Source organism: Acinetobacter sp. KB005 (assembly GCF_049949095.1).
GTDB lineage: Bacteria > Pseudomonadota > Gammaproteobacteria > Pseudomonadales > Moraxellaceae > Acinetobacter > Acinetobacter calcoaceticus.
The window spans coordinates 1,232,301-1,248,410 of record NZ_CP188191.1 but is presented as its reverse complement, the minus strand read 5'-3'; the positions used below and the strand labels follow the sequence as shown (position 1 = coordinate 1,248,410).

General features: G+C 40.5%; 11 protein-coding genes. 7 read left to right on the top strand and 4 right to left on the bottom strand.

Going from position 1 to position 16,110, the window contains the following annotated elements:
• Positions 1–56: 56 nt before the first annotated feature.
• Positions 57–3,755: a UvrD-helicase domain-containing protein gene (locus tag ACPF64_RS06115; RefSeq protein ID WP_426455823.1), complete on the bottom strand. Its 3,699-nt coding sequence runs from the start codon at positions 3,753–3,755 to the stop codon at positions 57–59.
• 3 nt (positions 3,756–3,758) lie between these two features.
• Positions 3,759–7,394, bottom strand: a complete 3,636-nt coding sequence (locus tag ACPF64_RS06110) for an exodeoxyribonuclease V subunit gamma (RefSeq protein ID WP_426455822.1) — start codon at positions 7,392–7,394, stop codon at positions 3,759–3,761.
• Between the two features lie 169 nt (positions 7,395–7,563).
• Between ACPF64_RS06110 and ACPF64_RS06105 the strand changes: the two genes are divergently transcribed.
• Complete coding sequence (locus ACPF64_RS06105; protein WP_056483103.1) at positions 7,564–8,070, top strand: hypothetical protein; 507 nt, start codon at positions 7,564–7,566, stop codon at positions 8,068–8,070.
• A 22-nt stretch (positions 8,071–8,092) separates the two neighbouring features.
• Here the strand turns inward: ACPF64_RS06105 and pap are convergent, their stop codons facing one another.
• Positions 8,093–9,511 (bottom strand): polyphosphate:AMP phosphotransferase, encoded by a 1,419-nt coding sequence (pap, locus tag ACPF64_RS06100; protein ID WP_004640882.1) that lies wholly within the window; start codon positions 9,509–9,511, stop codon positions 8,093–8,095.
• A 209-nt stretch (positions 9,512–9,720) separates the two neighbouring features.
• Here pap and ACPF64_RS06095 point away from each other — a divergent pair, with 209 nt between their 5' ends.
• From ACPF64_RS06095 to ACPF64_RS06070, 6 genes are all read left to right on the top strand, one after another.
• A complete protein-coding gene (locus ACPF64_RS06095; protein WP_426455821.1) occupies positions 9,721–10,428 on the top strand; it encodes an FFLEELY motif protein in 708 nt (235 codons plus the stop codon).
• Between the two features lie 147 nt (positions 10,429–10,575).
• Positions 10,576–11,523 carry a bifunctional demethylmenaquinone methyltransferase/2-methoxy-6-polyprenyl-1,4-benzoquinol methylase UbiE gene (ubiE, locus tag ACPF64_RS06090; RefSeq protein WP_004640878.1) on the top strand — a complete coding sequence of 316 codons (948 nt, stop codon included), beginning with the start codon at positions 10,576–10,578 and terminating at the stop codon, positions 11,521–11,523.
• Positions 11,524–11,534: 11 nt separating this feature from the next.
• Positions 11,535–12,203, top strand: coding sequence for a ubiquinone biosynthesis accessory factor UbiJ (locus ACPF64_RS06085; protein WP_426455820.1), 669 nt, complete (start codon positions 11,535–11,537; stop codon positions 12,201–12,203).
• A gap of 12 nt (positions 12,204–12,215) precedes the next feature.
• Positions 12,216–13,835 carry an ABC1 kinase family protein gene (locus ACPF64_RS06080; protein ID WP_151743568.1) on the top strand — a complete coding sequence of 540 codons (1,620 nt, stop codon included), beginning with the start codon at positions 12,216–12,218 and terminating at the stop codon, positions 13,833–13,835.
• Positions 13,836–13,960: 125 nt separating this feature from the next.
• Complete coding sequence (locus ACPF64_RS06075) at positions 13,961–15,274, top strand: FAD-dependent oxidoreductase (RefSeq protein WP_426455819.1); 1,314 nt, start codon at positions 13,961–13,963, stop codon at positions 15,272–15,274.
• Between the two features lie 26 nt (positions 15,275–15,300).
• Positions 15,301–15,687, top strand: coding sequence for a VOC family protein (locus ACPF64_RS06070; protein ID WP_426455818.1), 387 nt, complete (start codon positions 15,301–15,303; stop codon positions 15,685–15,687).
• Position 15,688: 1 nt separating this feature from the next.
• On the opposite strand, the gene ACPF64_RS06065 is transcribed toward ACPF64_RS06070, so the two are convergent.
• The gene (locus ACPF64_RS06065) at positions 15,689–15,955 is read right to left on the bottom strand and encodes a hypothetical protein (protein WP_061874455.1); all 267 of its coding nucleotides are present in this window, start codon (positions 15,953–15,955) and stop codon (positions 15,689–15,691) included.
• Between the last annotated feature and the right edge of the window lie 155 nt (positions 15,956–16,110).

The window sequence follows — 16,110 nt, the reverse complement described above, 5'->3', positions numbered from 1 at the left end:
TTATCCACATGTCAAGTATTTGTTAATCTTAAAATTACCTAACTTATCAGCATTTTTCATGCGATTTTATCCTCAGCAAAATACCCCAAAATAGCATCAAGACGCAGAATAAACTCAATACTAGGTTGCCAGTAATAATACCCCTGCTCTGCTTCACCATTCATGCCACGCAAATAAAGATAAGTCGCCCCACCTAAATGTTGCTCAATTTGGTAATCCTGCATTTTGACTTGCAAATAGCGATGTAATGCCACCAAGTATAGACCTGCCTGTAGCCAGTAACTTGCCAAAGACATGCTTTGTGCAATGTTATCGCTACGATAATCAGCAAGATCCTCTCCTAAATAATTACTTTTATAATCGGCAATGTGATAGCGCTGTCCATCAAAATAAACCAAATCGATAGAACCATTGAGATAACGGGCTGAACGGGCTTCAAGTAACTCCGGCATATTCAGACCATATTCAGCAAAGAGTTGCTGAACACGAGTCATGGCTAAAACCCGATCCGACAATGCCAAATAAAAAGGAAACTCCGACAAATGCTGCTCTGGTTGGAGTTGGTTCAATCGGAAGCCCTGATAGAGTGGCGTTCGTAAAACATCTTGCAACCACTGTGCAACTGACTGATAAAGCAGATTCTCGGCGTCTTCTTCCTCTGGAAAGCTCTCTTTATATTTACTGATTAAATCTAGCCAGAGACTACTATAGTCATTTTTAAAACGACGACGTATTTCTATGACCCAGTCATCTGAACATTGAAAATCGATATGCTCAAAAATTTCATGCAGGAAATTACCAGCAAGCGTTCCTCTCGGAAAATTATTCTTTATCCAGTCAATCGGCTGAGCACTGATTGTTTCAACAGTGTTGACCAAGTCCAGCTCATCTTCTGCTAATACAGCATCATTGCTCTGACTCGCCAATAAATCTGTGCCAACCTTATGTTTTAAATGCTGCGCCAAGTAACTGAAACTGGTTTTACCACGAGAATAAAAACGTTGCTCAGGAAAACGTTGTGCTTGTAGTTCAATAATACTGGTTTGCTTAGCTAAATGAATTGCTTGAGGCATCTGCTCCAAAACCATTTCATCTGTACAGCAATGGTGCTGAAAAGGCTCATTCCTATTTTTCCAGAAAGCTAAGCCTGAAACTGATTTACCATCAGCATCTTGTAAAACAGCATAGACGCGGTGGCTTGCTCGCGTTAAAGCGACATACCAAAGACGATTCTGTTCAGCTAATGCCCGCTCTTCATGTTGTTTAAGTTCAATTTCATTCAAATACGTCTTGTCAGCAATCGCAACTACACGTTGAGTTAACGTCTGGCTTGAGTCTGGTTGGACTACATCTTGGGTCGAAAAATTCAGAGTTTTGTTATTTTCTCGAAACGGCTTGTCTGCACCTAATAAGAAAACAATCTTAAATTCCAGTCCTTTTGACTGGTGAATTGTCATGAGCTGAATACCTGCTTCACTCGACAATTTACGTTCTAGCTCCCAATCACGATCGAGAGGAGAACGCAACTGTTTGAGATACCAGTGATAAAGGTTTTGCGCGCCTGAGTATTTCTCGCTGTGCTGACTCAAAATTTCAGTCAAATGACGCAAGTTCACCACAACTCGTTCATTATCTTTGCTTTGAGCAGCCACCAAATTTTGCCAGATATCAAACTGGCTTAAACATTGTTGCCATGCAACTAAAAAGCCCTGACTAGACCATAGCTCTCTAATGCTATCAAAACCAGTCATGAACTGGCTTAAGCCTTCTGCTGTCTGCTCAAGCTGTAATAGCTGTTTTAAATCCATAGCAAATAGACGGCTAATTAAAGCCCGCTTCACTTTTGCCTCATCATAAGGGTGAAGTATTGCTGTCAATAAAGCACCAACGTCTTGAGCAATCGTGCAATCAAAAACACTTCGTTTCGATGGACGATTAACCCGAATTCCTAAACGCTCTAGCTCAAATTGAACTTTATCAAGCCCATCATGATTACGGGACAATACTGCAATATCATCTTCACCTACTGTTTGAGTTTGGGTGCCATTTTGAAAATATAAATGCCCCTCATGAGAACGATTGAGTAAATCCCGAATCTTCCATGCAACTTGCTGAGCCTCTGTTTCTTTATCTTTAAGCATCAGCCAGCGTAAAGGATGAGAGTTATGATTGTTCTGCTCAATCAGTACAGGATGAGGCCGAGTTCCTGCTCGAATTGGGTCATATTGAACCTGTTCACCAAAATCGATTTGCCGTTGAAAGAAGGCATCGACCACTTCAACCAGATCGGCTACCGAACGGTGGTTATGAATTAACTTATATTCGCACCCATGTTTGGCTTGAATATCTTTATAGGCATTTAGGAAGGTGAGCATATCCCCACCACGGAAACCGTAAATTGCCTGTTTTCGGTCACCCACCATAATCATGCAGCCTTTTTGATAACGCTGCGGATGACGCCAGATACTGGCGAGCATGTCGTCTTGATCTTGGTTGGTATCCTGAAATTCATCAACCAAAATTAAGGGATATCGAGCCTGCACAAATACAGCAAAACGTTGCCCCTGCTCACCTTTTAAAGCTTCTGAAAGTGTACGAATTTGCTGAGAAAAAGTAGTTTCACCTTTATTTTGCAAAACCTGTGGTAAACGTTTTTTAACTTCTACACACAAATAGGCCTTCAAATAAATATGAAGCTGATCAAACTGCTCAGCATAGTTTTTCAGTACACCAAAGAGTTGCTGTATTTGCTGAACTGTAGTGTGCTGATAAAAACCATCTGAAATTTCGGCCGGACATTTTTTAAAAACTTTCTGATCGGCAATTTGACCTAAAAATTTAAAAATAAGTTCACGCTGTGCTGATAGCGTTCCATCAAAAACTAAAATACTGTCGCTTTGCGTTAGAACTTGCAGAAGCTGCGGTAAACATTCACTAAATAATTTATTAAAAGCGCCGTTTCGAAATACCGTACCGCTCACATACTTATAGTGTTCGCCATCAAGCTGGTAATAGTGCTCTAAAAGGCTTAAGTCAATTTCTGTAGCTAACTGTTTGAGCTGCGCCAGTTGTTCAAATTGAATTGTTGGTTTTTCGGGAAGCTTAAAATGTGCAGAACTAAAATTAAGCGAGTCTTCTACTAATTTGACAAAACTATCGACACTCTTAAGTTCACCTGCCAGATACAAAGCATCAATCACGGTTTGAGGTTGAGACTGTATCCATTCACGCAGTACATCATGAATGAGTTGTCGGCTATAGGTTTTGGCATCATCGGTAATTTGAGCGCGTTCAATTTTGCCACTCTCAAAAGCAAACTCACGCAATAGTTTTTGGCTAAAGCTATCGAGTGTTCCAACAAATAGCTCATCGAACTGATCTATAACCAGTTTTAAACGTTCACACGCATAGGCAATACGCGTCGCAAAGCTTTTTAAAATATGTTGAAGTAATAAGTCAGGCTCTTGCTCGGCCTGCGTAATTAATTCATGTTCTGTAAAACTACGCTTGGTCTCTAAGTAACGATACGTTTCGACCAAACGGGCACGAATACGGCTTTTTAACTCAGCAGCGGCAGCACGGGTAAACGTGGTCGCAATGACCTGTCTAGGCAAGTACTTTTCAAGAAAGATACGGACCATCAAGCTCGATAAAGTATAAGTTTTTCCTGTACCTGCTGAAGCTTCAATTAAGTGTAATCCACTAAAATCAATATCAATAATAGGTTGATAAGACACCTGTACTCTTGAGTTCATGTCTTACTCCGAATGTTGAAATTGAAAAACTGGATGGTACAGATCATACGCAAACTCATCACAAGCATGTTGAAGCAAAGCTTGTGCATCTTGTTCTTGTAAAATAAAACTCCAGTCTTTATGCAGCTTGCAAGCTTCATTTTGAGTCATATCCATTGTGGTAAATGACCCTGTTTCATTCCAGTATTTTAGCAGCTCAGCATAGCTCTTCTCATCCAGTTTTGCTTTTTCTGCCTGATCTGCCGTTTCCCACTGATATGCTTTGGCTTTTTCTAGTGGCTTTAATAATAAGGCAGCTGGTAGAACCAATGGTTGTTGTTGTGCATAACGCCAGATTTTAAACCACGGTTGTAAATATTGCCGAGCCTGTTCAGAACTCACACCACTACAAATCACGGTTTGATCACTAAAAACCACAATGCGGCGCTTTTCAGCTCCTGCACTTCCCTCATTAAGATATGCCAACCAGAGTAGATGTTCTAACCAGACTTTCGCACGTCTTTTTGCCCGAGCGCTTGAAGGCTCCATGCTGATCCAATCCTGAGTTTCAGACTTTGGAACAGTAATATTCATATGAAGCTGTTTAGCAATTCGCCAAACTCGCTGAGTCGTTTGTGTGACTGCTGGCGCGTATTGATGAAGGCGTTCAAGCAAACATTCTTGTTCAAAAACACCTTGTTGCCATGCGCTGTATTTGACTTTGCCTACAGGCAATTGATCAAGTAATACCTCAGGTTGTGCTTGTTGATCAGATTGCTGTAAAAAATCTCGAATCGCATAACGTCCTAAACCATCTAGTAACAAGGGCTCATTTTGATCGAGCAGTCCGACACTTCCTAAGTTTTCGACACCCAAGGTTTTCAAATATAGTCGTGCGGGGAATGTCACATCCTGTATCCATTGCTGGCTATCTAAAACCAACATGTCAGGGGCTTGCAGCGGATAGGTCGTATTCGCCCAAGGTTGACGGTTTCCTGAGACTTGCTGAATTTGTGAAGCAACCTTAAACCAATGATCTTGGTAACGAACACCACTTTTTTCTACAGTAAAACCTTTCGGATCAAAGGGCTGTAAATGATGGAGGTGATAAAGCTGCTTTAATTGTGATGGAATCTCGATCCCTTCAACAACTACATTTTCAGGTACATCGTCTTCGGCTTTTACAATCAAGGCAAGGTGTTCACGGAACTCTTGAAGAATACTAGAAGGTTCTCTCACCTCGCCATCATTCACATCAAACCCGTTATAAAACAACCATAAATTTTCTTGGGCTAATAATAAAGCATCTAAAAAAGCGCCCTGATCATCCTCAATACGAGAGCGGTCTCCTAACTGTTGGCGCAATGCATCCATTAAATCAAATGGAACATGTGTATCACGGTTTGGGAATTGCCCTGCATCAAGATTTAACATCACCATTAAGCGATAAGGGAGCGGCCGAATGTGTCCAATTTGGGCAAAGGTAATTTGCCCTGTCGGTTCTGCTTGTGCACTTTGGCTTTCTAAAGTCCGTTGAATTTCTTCAATAATATAAGGTAGAGGCAACGTGATTTTGCGCAAAGTTCCTGTTTCTGTCTCTGCGTAATAGCTTGCGAGCGTCAACATTCGCTCTTGTTTTTTGACAATTTCCCGAACAGCTTTTAAAGCAGCAACACCCACCTGCTCAAATTCGACAATATCTTTACCCAGCACCTGAAGCCAATATTCAACCGTATAGACTTGCCCCTGTTCATGCAGGGTTAACCAATCACGGCGCTCATTCAAATCTTGATAAATCTGAATGAGTGTACCAATCAACTCAAAATCACCTGGTTGAACTTTGGCATAACTCAGCACCTGATTAAATGTTTCATGTACAGGCACAGCAATGCCTAGAGCCAATCGCTCTAAAGCAAATTTAAAACTATATCGATAATCGTCATCACCCTCACACAAACTGCGCTTGAGATGCTCTGCATCAAGTCCTCGTTTAAACCCTGCATCGGCAAGTAAATTTAAAATTCGCTCAACCTGAGCATATTCAAGTTCGTATCGTTGCTGAGTCGCATGCAAGCTTAACCAGTCAGCAAAATCATCAAAGCTAAAACGCCCTTGCATGAGCTGAATACGCCCAATCACGGCACGCCAAGCATTTAATGCATCGAGTGAGGCAACACCTGCAATTTTCACTGGTAAATGCACCCCCTGCTCAGTGGCAGTTGCAGGAAATACACTCCGAATTAAAGGCTCTATATCGGTCAAATTGGGAACTAAAACCAAAATATCATTTGGACGACGCGGCTGCTCATGTGCTTTGGCCAACCAACCAATCAATTGCTCTTTTAGTACTTCAAGCTGACGTAAAGTAGAATGGCAAACATGGATCTGAATAGAGTCATCGTCTGGAGCAAGCTCATATTGCTTAGCTTGGGGTTCCACCAAATGCAAAATATCGGACTGAACTTTACCGAGTAAACTTTCAGGGAAATCATCCACAAAAGCATCAACCCATTTACCCTCTTCACCCGTAGATAAATTTGATAATAGCGAAAAGTGATCGCGGGCTTGTTTACCCAATCTTGTTAAAAGTGGATGTCTGGACTCACGTGCTTCAGCATTAAAGTTGAGTGTAAATTTATTAAAGAAATCGCTAATTTCAGCATCCGTTGCCTTAGGGTTTTTCGCAATAAAGCGCTCTTTCACCCCTAAGTCATAACGCTGTTTCCACAGTGGATCGACGCTATCTGCCCAATATTCTTGCGAAGGGTTATAGTGCAAAATTAGCACATCAATATATTGCCCTAAACGACGTAAGAACTGTAACTGGCTTGGCGGTAAATCCAATAATGTAAAGATCACCACCTGATGAGGCAATCTTGAAATAGCCCATTTACTACGATCTGAATGTTCGATCTCTTGCCAAAACAACGCATCAATTTGCTGCATCTGCAAAAAGTCATCATGAAAATGTTGCTGCCACAACCACCGCTGCCAACGTTCTAGCTCTTGAGTTTGATGCAATGCAAAAGCAGTAACCTCTTCGTCTTTTTGCACAATATATTTTTCAATATCGAGCGCTCGCCCTTGCCCCCAAGCAGCCAACCAGTTTTCTGGACACGTACAACTATTTTCACAACCACGCTGACACTGTCCACGATAAATCATGTAGTTACTAAATAGATCGGCAACCTGCTCAGCCACCCAATACAGCATTTTTTGTTTTTTTAGTTGTTTATCTATGCCTTGCTCAAGCCGGTCTGCGCTGTCATAAATGCGCTGAACAATAGAATGGAGAGGATGTGAGGCATCTATGCTAATTGCATCAGGTTGTATAAATTCATACAAAGCCTGATGAACCCGCCATTTAAAAATTAAACGTGGAATGTTCGCTTTACGGACCTGTTCTTTATGGGCAGTTAAAACTTGCTGATAGGCATACCACTGGAAACCTCGTACCCGTTGATGAAACTGGTAATTGGCACTCATGCCTTGCTGTTCTGCAAGTTTCTGTATCAGCCACTGCTCAACCGCAGGACTTGGAACAACAAAATGCTGTGTTTTCAAAACCTGTAAAGGATGCGTTGAAGTTTGCGATGTAGACGCTAATACACCTTGCAACAACACATCAATACGTTGGCTTTGAATAACATGAATCCCCATTTATTTCATATCCTGCTTGCATAATTTATGCACAAAATCATAAACATTCATTACTATACAACTGAATCTGACTATGTCACGTTGGTTTAAACACAGCATAATTTAACTTTAGGTGTCACTTACACTTGGTTTAAATGACGCCATCAAGAAACTTACACAGGTAGACATTATGAAAATTGATAACATTCCTGACTATATTGATCCTAGCCTAAATCTGGAACAAATTCGCGATGAGTGTCGTGACCTCATCAAAAAAAGAGCTTACGTCTCAGCAGGAGCGGCAATTGTACCGATTCCGTTTTTAGACGTTGTGATAGATTTGGGAATTTTGTCGTACCTTATTCCAGATATCAATTCCCGTTTTGGCTTAGCACCTGAGCACGTTAGTGTTTACGACCCAAAAACTAAAACAATTCATTGGGATGAATTACGTAAACGCGGTTTTGAATTTTCAGGTTTTGTAGTGGCACGTACTACTGTTAAAAAAACATTTAATGGTTTTTTAGGCAAAATCGTAACGAAACAGGTGACTAAATTTATACCGTTAGGCGGACAAATTGTAGCAGCAAGTTTAGGCTATTTCATGATGAAAAAAATAGCAGAAACTCACCTAAATGACAGTTACAATCTTGCAAAACGTATTCAGCAAAAAAGCCGTACCACTATTGTAAATTAGTAGATTCCTTATGGCTGAGAGCTTAATCCGCTCTCAGCTGTTTTAAAACCGCCTTTAATACTTCTAGACGTGCAGTATATTTATCATCAGTTGCAACAATATACCAAGGTGCGTATTCAGTACTGGTTCGCTCAAACATATCTGCTGCCGCTTTTAAATAATCGTCCCACTTATCACGATTACGCCAATCCTCTGCGGTAATTTTAAAGCGTTTATGGGGTGTCTCTTCTCTGGCTTTAAAACGCTGCTCTTGTTCATCTTTGCTAATTGCCAGCCAAATTTTTACTACAATCGTTTGACTATCAAATAAATCTTTTTCAAAACGATTAATTTCGTCATAAGCACGCTGCCACTCTAAAGGCGAAGCAAAACCTTCGACACGTTCAACGAGTACACGCCCATACCAAGTCCGATCAAAGATTGTGATTTTTTCAGCCTCATTAATACGGTTCCAGAAACGCCATAAATAAGGATGTCGTGCCTCGTAACGTTCAGGTGCTCCAATACAATGAATATCATATTCACGCGGATCTAGGTTTTTAACAATTCGCTTAATTGCACCACCTTTACCTGCTGCATCCATGCCTTCAAAAGCAATCACGACATTGCGTTTGTCGAAACGCATTGCATCAGCAATTTTTTTGCTGAGTTTATCGAGCTCTTTTTTATATTCAGCTTTTTCAAGTGGCTCATTAGAAGGTTTTAATAAACTCTCTGGAATTTTAGCTTGTTGCCATTTTCCTTTAACTTCAGTTTCATGGTCAGGAAGTTGACGCATGTGTTGTAAAAGGTATTGAGCAAAAAACTGATCGCGTTGCGTTTCATCTTCGCCATCAATAATGTACCAATCGTCGGTAAAACGGCGGCGTAACTTTTGCAAAGTGTCATATTGTTTTTTATTACGCCAGTCTAGACCGTGAAGCTTATGCCAGTGCTGCTCTGACGGATCAATTTTGTCTAAACGTTTTTGCAGTGATTTCCATGAAAGGTCGAACCAGACTTTGACCACATCCACATAATTATTTTTCAAATCTTGTTCGAATGCCCGCATACTTTCAACGTAAGCATCAAATCGCGCCTCATCTAAAGGTTCAGACACATGCGTTGCCGTAACAAGCAAATCGCTATACCAATTGCCAAACATCACCACAATTTGACCTTCGGTAGGAATAAACTCCGAATAAGATTGCCAAAATGCTTCTGTATCTGTCAGCACACGCGGCGCATCTGCTTTTACTCGTAAATATCTTGGGTCTAACCACTCGCGAAGCTGCTTAACCGCTTCCCCTTTTCCAGCCAGTTCAATACCACTCATTAAAATGAGTGTACTTTTAGCATTCGGCTTCCCTCGACTTTCTTTTAGAGCATATTGTGCTTCAATCAAATCGACCGAAAGCTGTTCTTCATCTCGAATTTCAAATTTTGGTTGTTGTTCACTCATAGTCCACGGCTCTAATCATTTATTGTTTAATTTCGTTGATATTTAACTTATGCGGTTAAATGATGAATTGCTATACAAATTATGTCATTGCGACCAAATTCCATCTAAAAATTGACGCATGAATCATTTTTTTTACATCTTCTCGCCATAGCACAAGGTTACAATGCCTCTTATGATTTTTTGTAAATAGCCCAATATTAGAGTCTTACATGTCTAAACTCGCTGCTTTTGATGAACTTTTACAACAATATAAAACATTTAATTATCACGACAATCCAGTGCTTGCCCAACGTTTGCAAGATGTACAAACATGGTTAAAAGAGCGGATGAAAGATACACATCACGACTTTTTTAATCTGCCTGAACATAAACTCATGGCAGAGTATTTTTTAAATCGTTTATATGGTGGTCCAGAGTTTGATGCCCTTGCAGCGCAAATTGAACGTCTATTGAAATATGCACATAAAGCCGAAAAAGTATTGCCTGAGAATGCGATTAAAACTGGAACTAAATCGGTAAGTTTAGCTGTGCTTGCCACTCAGCTTGATGAACAAGTGGCGATACAGCTTCTTGAGGATTATCCGGCTGACACGGTATTAACCGATGAAATCATGCGCTTAACCTTAACCAAACTTGATCAGGCAGAAGCTCGTTATCAGCAACTTGCTCTTCTTGATGATTTAGGTACAGCACTCGATAAATATATGCGCTCATTTATGATGTTTACGGCTTTTAAAATGTGTAAAGGCATTGCCCAAAAATATCACTTCGAGTTGATGTATGATTTTATCCAAGATGGTTTTACTGCGATGAAACCGTTAAAATCAGCCGAGACCTTTATCAAGACTTTTACGGAAAAAGAACGCCAGATTATTGAAAATGTACATTCAGGGCATCCGAATCCGTTTAGAGTGTGATAAGGTCGGCACAGAGAAAAAATCAACCTTACGAAGTTGAGATTTTATTCATTATATTTGCATGATGATGCCTGTAAAAATAGACAAAATCTGTCATCATGCAGAACTTATTCCGTTTCACTTGAGTTTGAGTCTAGGAGAGACAATATGTCTAACGAAAACCAAAAGCCAACATCTCCAACTGAGCAGGCACAAAGTTCAGACAAAGTTAGCCCATTCCTAAGCTCACCTTTACCGCAAGGTACCCCTCAAGGGCAACAACAAACTTTACAACAAACCTTAACTGATACACCAGTTAACGGTTCTGTACCGAAATACAATTTACCACGTGGTGCTGGCAATACTGGCAACGTGGGAGAAACCACACACTTTGGTTTCTCGACTGTTAAAACTGAAGATAAAGCTCAAAAAGTTGCAGAAGTTTTCCATTCAGTTGCAAGCAAATATGACTTGATGAATGACTTGATGTCATTTGGTATTCACCGCCTTTGGAAACGCTTTGCAATTAACATGTCAGGTGTACGCCGTGGTCAACATGTGTTGGACATTGCTGGTGGTACAGGCGATTTGGCGAAAGTATTCAGCCGCGAAGTTGGTCCTCAAGGCCATGTCGTTCTTTCAGACATTAACGAATCTATGCTCAATGTAGGCCGTGACCGTTTGATTGATGCAGGCTGTACCAATGTTGACTTCGTACTTGCCAATGCAGAAACTTTAGAGCCTTTTGCAGATAACAGCTTTGATCTACTCACCATTAGTTTTGGCTTACGTAACGTGACTGATAAAGATGCAGCACTTGCTTCTATGTTCCGTGTATTGAAGCCAGGCGGTCGTTTGCTTATTCTTGAATTTTCTAAGCCTGTATTTGAGCCATTCTCAAAACTTTATGACCTCTACTCATTCACTGCTTTACCGATTATGGGTAAATTAGTTGCCAATGATTCAGAAAGTTATAAATATTTGGCTGAATCAATTCGTATGCATCCAGACCAACGCACCTTAAAAGGTATGATGGAAAATGCTGGCTTCCAGAACTGTGACTATCACAACCTTACTGCTGGTATCGTTGCCGTTCACCGTGGCTTCAAACTGTAAGGGTTAACGATATGTGGTCGATTCTGGCACTCGGTGCAGTCGAACGTATCATTCATCATCTGATCGATCTGGATGCGGTTACTCGAATTCAGCTTAATCAGTTACAGGGCAAAATGTTGCGTGTCGTAATCGACAGTCCGCAACTTTCTGTCGATGTATTCTTTGATCAAGAAAAAGTACGTCTTGAACCTACCGCAACAGGGCATAGTGAAAAGCCTTCTATTTTTGAACAACGCCCTTTTGATGAGCAATTCAAAATTTCTGAAGCTACAGCAACTTTGCATGTTAAAGATGTCATTGAGCTGATCAAACTATTGGTCAGCGATCCAGATCAGATTGGCAATATCCCATTGCAAGGTGATTATCACCTGTTACAGGATATTCAAAAAATCATGCAACAAGCTGAACCAGATTTAGCTACGCACTTATCAAGATGGGTGGGTCCTCAACTTGCCCACGAAATTGGCAAGATTCAGCTTGCACCAAAACATTTAAAACGCTCTCTTCAAAGTCATCTATTTTTTGCTGAAGATGCCTTAAAAGAAGATAGCGGTCTATTTGCCCCTCGCTGGGAAATGGATGATTTAACTCAAGCAACGCGCAAGCTTAATCAAGACATTGACCGTCTTGAAGCAAGATTGCAGCAACTCAACGCACAACTACAACCCTCTCAAGACTAGGTAAGACTTTATATGATTCCGCACGTTTCACGTTTACTCGAACTTTGGCGTATTGCAGCGCACTATAGACTCGATACGTTGTTCCCTGCGGATGAATTACCAGTTAAAGCTCAACGTGCATTAAGTGTTATTAAAATGCACCCGGCCGCATGGTCTAGTCGTGAACGTAAAAACCCTTTAAAGCTCAAAGAAGCTTTGGAAGAGATGGGGCCGCTTGCAATTAAGCTTGGGCAATTACTGTCAACCCGACGTGATTTGATTCCACCTGAAATACTTGCTCAATTGGTCTTACTTCAAGATCAGGTAAAACCTTTTGATAGCAATGTTGCCAAGCAACGTATTCAAGATTCGTTAAAAGCTGATGTAAATACCTTGTTTGCTCGCTTTGATGACCAGCCATTAGCTGCTGCGTCAATTGCGCAAGTTCATACTGCTGCTTTGCACGATGGTCGTGAAGTCGTTATTAAGGTGACTCGTCCAGACATTCGCAACCAAATTTTGCAAGACTTTGAGATTTTGGCATGGTTAGGCAACACACTAGAAAGCCGCCTTGAAGCTGCGCGTGCGTTGCATTTAAGCGAAATTATTCAAGACTATCGCCAGATTATCTTAAATGAGCTGGACTTGAGTATTGAGGCGGATAATACCCGTCGTATGCGCCATTATTTTACTGGCTCAACCATGATGTATGTGCCTGAAGTCTACATGGACACCAAAGATGTCATGGTGGCAGAGCGGATTACAGGTGTACCTATTTCAGATACGGCGACTTTTGACCGTCTAGGCATGGACCGTGCACAACTTGCAGAAAAAGGATTAACCATTTTCTTCACGCAAGTATTCCGCGATAACTTTTTCCATGCCGACATGCACCCCGGCAATGTCTTTGTAGAAACAATTAACCCAAGCAATCCACGCTTTATTGCATTGGACTGTGCGATTATGGGTGAGTTATCTAAGCATGACCAGATGACGATTGCCCGCATGTTGCTTGCTGTAATGAATAGCAACTTTATGCAGCTCATTCAAATTGTGCATCAAGCTGGCTGGATTCCACCGGGTACAGACCAAGATGCGTTATCACGTGAAATGCGTCGTACCGTTGGACCAATGGTGTCTAAACCAATGGATCAACTTGATTTTGCTGGCATCTTAATTCAAGTGATGGATATTGCCCGTCGCTTCCATTTAGAGATTCCACCGCAACTCATGTTGTTGCTAAAGACTTTAGTGCATGTTGAAGGCCTAGGGACCGATCTTTATCCGCAGCTCGACATCTGGAAATTGGCAAAACCAATTTTGACTGAATGGGTCAAAGCCAACATGAACCCAGTCAAAAATATAAAAGAGTTAGGGCAGCAACTACCTGACCTGCTTTTAGGTGCTCAAGATTTCCCAAGCTTAATTGTTGATAGTTTAAATGGTTTAAAAAATCAGTCTGCTTGGCAAGACCGTCAGTTACGCGAAATGCAGCAACTTCGTTTGCAAATGGAACATCAACAACGCCGCAGTTGGATGTTCGGCAGTACTATGCTGATTTTACTAACCATCGCGATTATTAGCCCTTGGTTTGTTTCGGTTATTTTGATTGTGCTGAGTAGCTTATTAGCGCTTTGGCGTATATTGAAATAAATTCTAAATCCCTTGCAATCGCAAGGGATTTTTCTATGACAATAATTTAATTTTAAAAAATTTTTCTAGATCAGTGATAAGTTCATTGTTAAATTGAATCTATAAATACTTCAAAAGAATAAGCAATGAAAACACCTCATTTTGCCATTATCGGTGCTGGTACAGCAGGTTTAGCAACTGCGATTTTGCTCGCCCGCGAAGGCAATAATGTGACTATTTTTGAACAAGTTGATGAATTATCTCCGGTAGGTGCAGGTCTTTTACTACAGCCTGCTGGGTTAGCCGTATTTGAGCATCTTGGTGTACTTGATGAAGCCTTAACACTAGGTGCAAAAGTCACAGGTCTAGAAGGGCAACTTCCTGATAAACGCCTTTTAGTAAATAGTCACTATCATGAAGCTTCAACAAATCTTTATGGTTTAGGTATTCACCGTTCTACTTTATGTCACGTTCTTACTCAAAAACTTTCTCAATATTCAAGTCACATTACTTGGCGTATGAGCCACACAATTGAAAGACTTGAAGAACACCCTAATGAAATTCGGGTCTTTGGCTTTAATCACAACCAAAAGTTTGATGATTGCTTTGATGCGGTCTTAATTGCCAATGGCGCTCGTAGTCAATTGCGACCAAAAGCATGGGTAAAAGTCGATCAAGCTTATCCATGGGGTGCTGCTTGGAGTATCGTGCCTGAATGTTTAGCACTGAATCCCCAAATTCTGCATCAATTTTATGATCGCTCAAAGATTATGATGGGGATTTTACCTACAGGGGCAATCCCTTCTACACCCGAGCAACGACTTGCGAGTGTATTTTGGAGCCTACCTACTGCACAATTACCTACATTTTTGAAAGACGAGCAGTCAAAACAGGCTTGGTTAAACCAAGTTTCAGAGCGCTGGCCTGATGTAGCAGAATGGTTAAAACAGATTTTGTACAACAATCAAATTCAACCTAAATGGCTATCTGCCGAATACCGTGATGTCGTGATGACTCAATTTGGGCAAGGCCGAATTGGTGTTATTGGTGATGCTGCTCATGCTATGAGCCCTCAACTGGGACAAGGCGCAAATATGGCTTTATTGGATGCTTGGGCATTTTCTCAATCATTGCAACTTGCCCAAAAGAACCAAAATATTGACTGGTCACTCCTCTGGCAGCACTATCATCAACATCGCCGCTCTTCCACCCAGTTTTATCAATTCCTCAGTCGCTTATTAACACCACTTTATCAATCTGATCATTGGTGGGCTGGAGGTTTAAGAGATCTAGTTTTTCCGTGGATGTATCAAATCCCTTATTTTCGAAAAGAAATGGCAATTACGATTTCAGGCTTAAAAACAGGGCCATTCCAACAACTTGACTATGATCAGGTAGCTCAATTACCTAAAGAAAACAGTGTTTTTAATTTAGAAAGAAAATCTCTGTCTGACTATTAACCCAACCAAATAATAGTGAGTAACACATGAAAATCAGCCATCTTGATCATCTTGTTTTAACCGTCTCAAATATTGAAACCATCTGTCATTTCTATCAAACCGTATTGGGGTTTGAAGTCATCACTTTTAAAGGTAATAGAAAGGCTCTAAAGTTTGGGCATCAAAAAATTAATTTGCATCAACTAGGCAATGAATTTGAACCCAAGGCATTGCATCCGACTCCCGGATCTGCCGACTTGTGTTTTATTTCAGACACTCCCATTTCAGAAGTGGTTGCGCACCTTAATCAATTAAATATTCAAATTGAAGAAGGTCCTATTGAGCGTACTGGTGCAATGCATCCTATTCTTTCAGTTTATATTCGTGATCCAGATCAAAATTTGATTGAGATTTCAAACAACATAAGGTTATAAGTTATTTAAAAGTTACAGGGATATTTTGTAATTGTTTTTCAACATCCCAATCTTTAGGTTTCTTTTTTAATGTCCACCAATTAGCACCTACCTCTAACCATTTCTTGCGGTACGCTTTTACAGATTCTTTAGTATAATCCTCATATCCAAATTCAACACCACAACAATCACAAATATTAAAGTTTGGATCTTCACCACTTTCCCCCCACGGCTCTTCATCTTGTATAAGACCACATACTCGACAAGCAAAATTTTCTATTTTGTCCAAGACTTATTTTCCCAAGTTATAACAATATGCTTAGATAATTTTATAATAGCGATGGCTTCACAAATCAAAATTAATTTAAACAACTCTTAAATTACAATTTACTAGTATCCATCTTATAGACAAATCATATAACCGATTTTTTATACGACAAGCAT

Excerpts from the sequence above, each read along its gene's own strand:
- ACPF64_RS06115 (WP_426455823.1), bottom strand. The coding sequence starts at position 3,755 with ATGAACTCAAGAGTACAGGTGTCTTATCAACCTATTATTGATATTGAT.
- ACPF64_RS06110 (WP_426455822.1), bottom strand. The coding sequence starts at position 7,394 with ATGGGGATTCATGTTATTCAAAGCCAACGTATTGATGTGTTGTTGCAA.
- ACPF64_RS06105 (WP_056483103.1), top strand. The coding sequence starts at position 7,564 with ATGAAAATTGATAACATTCCTGACTATATTGATCCTAGCCTAAATCTG.
- pap (WP_004640882.1), bottom strand. The coding sequence starts at position 9,511 with ATGAGTGAACAACAACCAAAATTTGAAATTCGAGATGAAGAACAGCTT.
- ACPF64_RS06095 (WP_426455821.1), top strand. The coding sequence starts at position 9,721 with ATGTCTAAACTCGCTGCTTTTGATGAACTTTTACAACAATATAAAACA.
- ubiE (WP_004640878.1), top strand. The coding sequence starts at position 10,576 with ATGTCTAACGAAAACCAAAAGCCAACATCTCCAACTGAGCAGGCACAA.
- ACPF64_RS06085 (WP_426455820.1), top strand. The coding sequence starts at position 11,535 with ATGTGGTCGATTCTGGCACTCGGTGCAGTCGAACGTATCATTCATCAT.
- ACPF64_RS06080 (WP_151743568.1), top strand. The coding sequence starts at position 12,216 with ATGATTCCGCACGTTTCACGTTTACTCGAACTTTGGCGTATTGCAGCG.
- ACPF64_RS06075 (WP_426455819.1), top strand. The coding sequence starts at position 13,961 with ATGAAAACACCTCATTTTGCCATTATCGGTGCTGGTACAGCAGGTTTA.
- ACPF64_RS06070 (WP_426455818.1), top strand. The coding sequence starts at position 15,301 with ATGAAAATCAGCCATCTTGATCATCTTGTTTTAACCGTCTCAAATATT.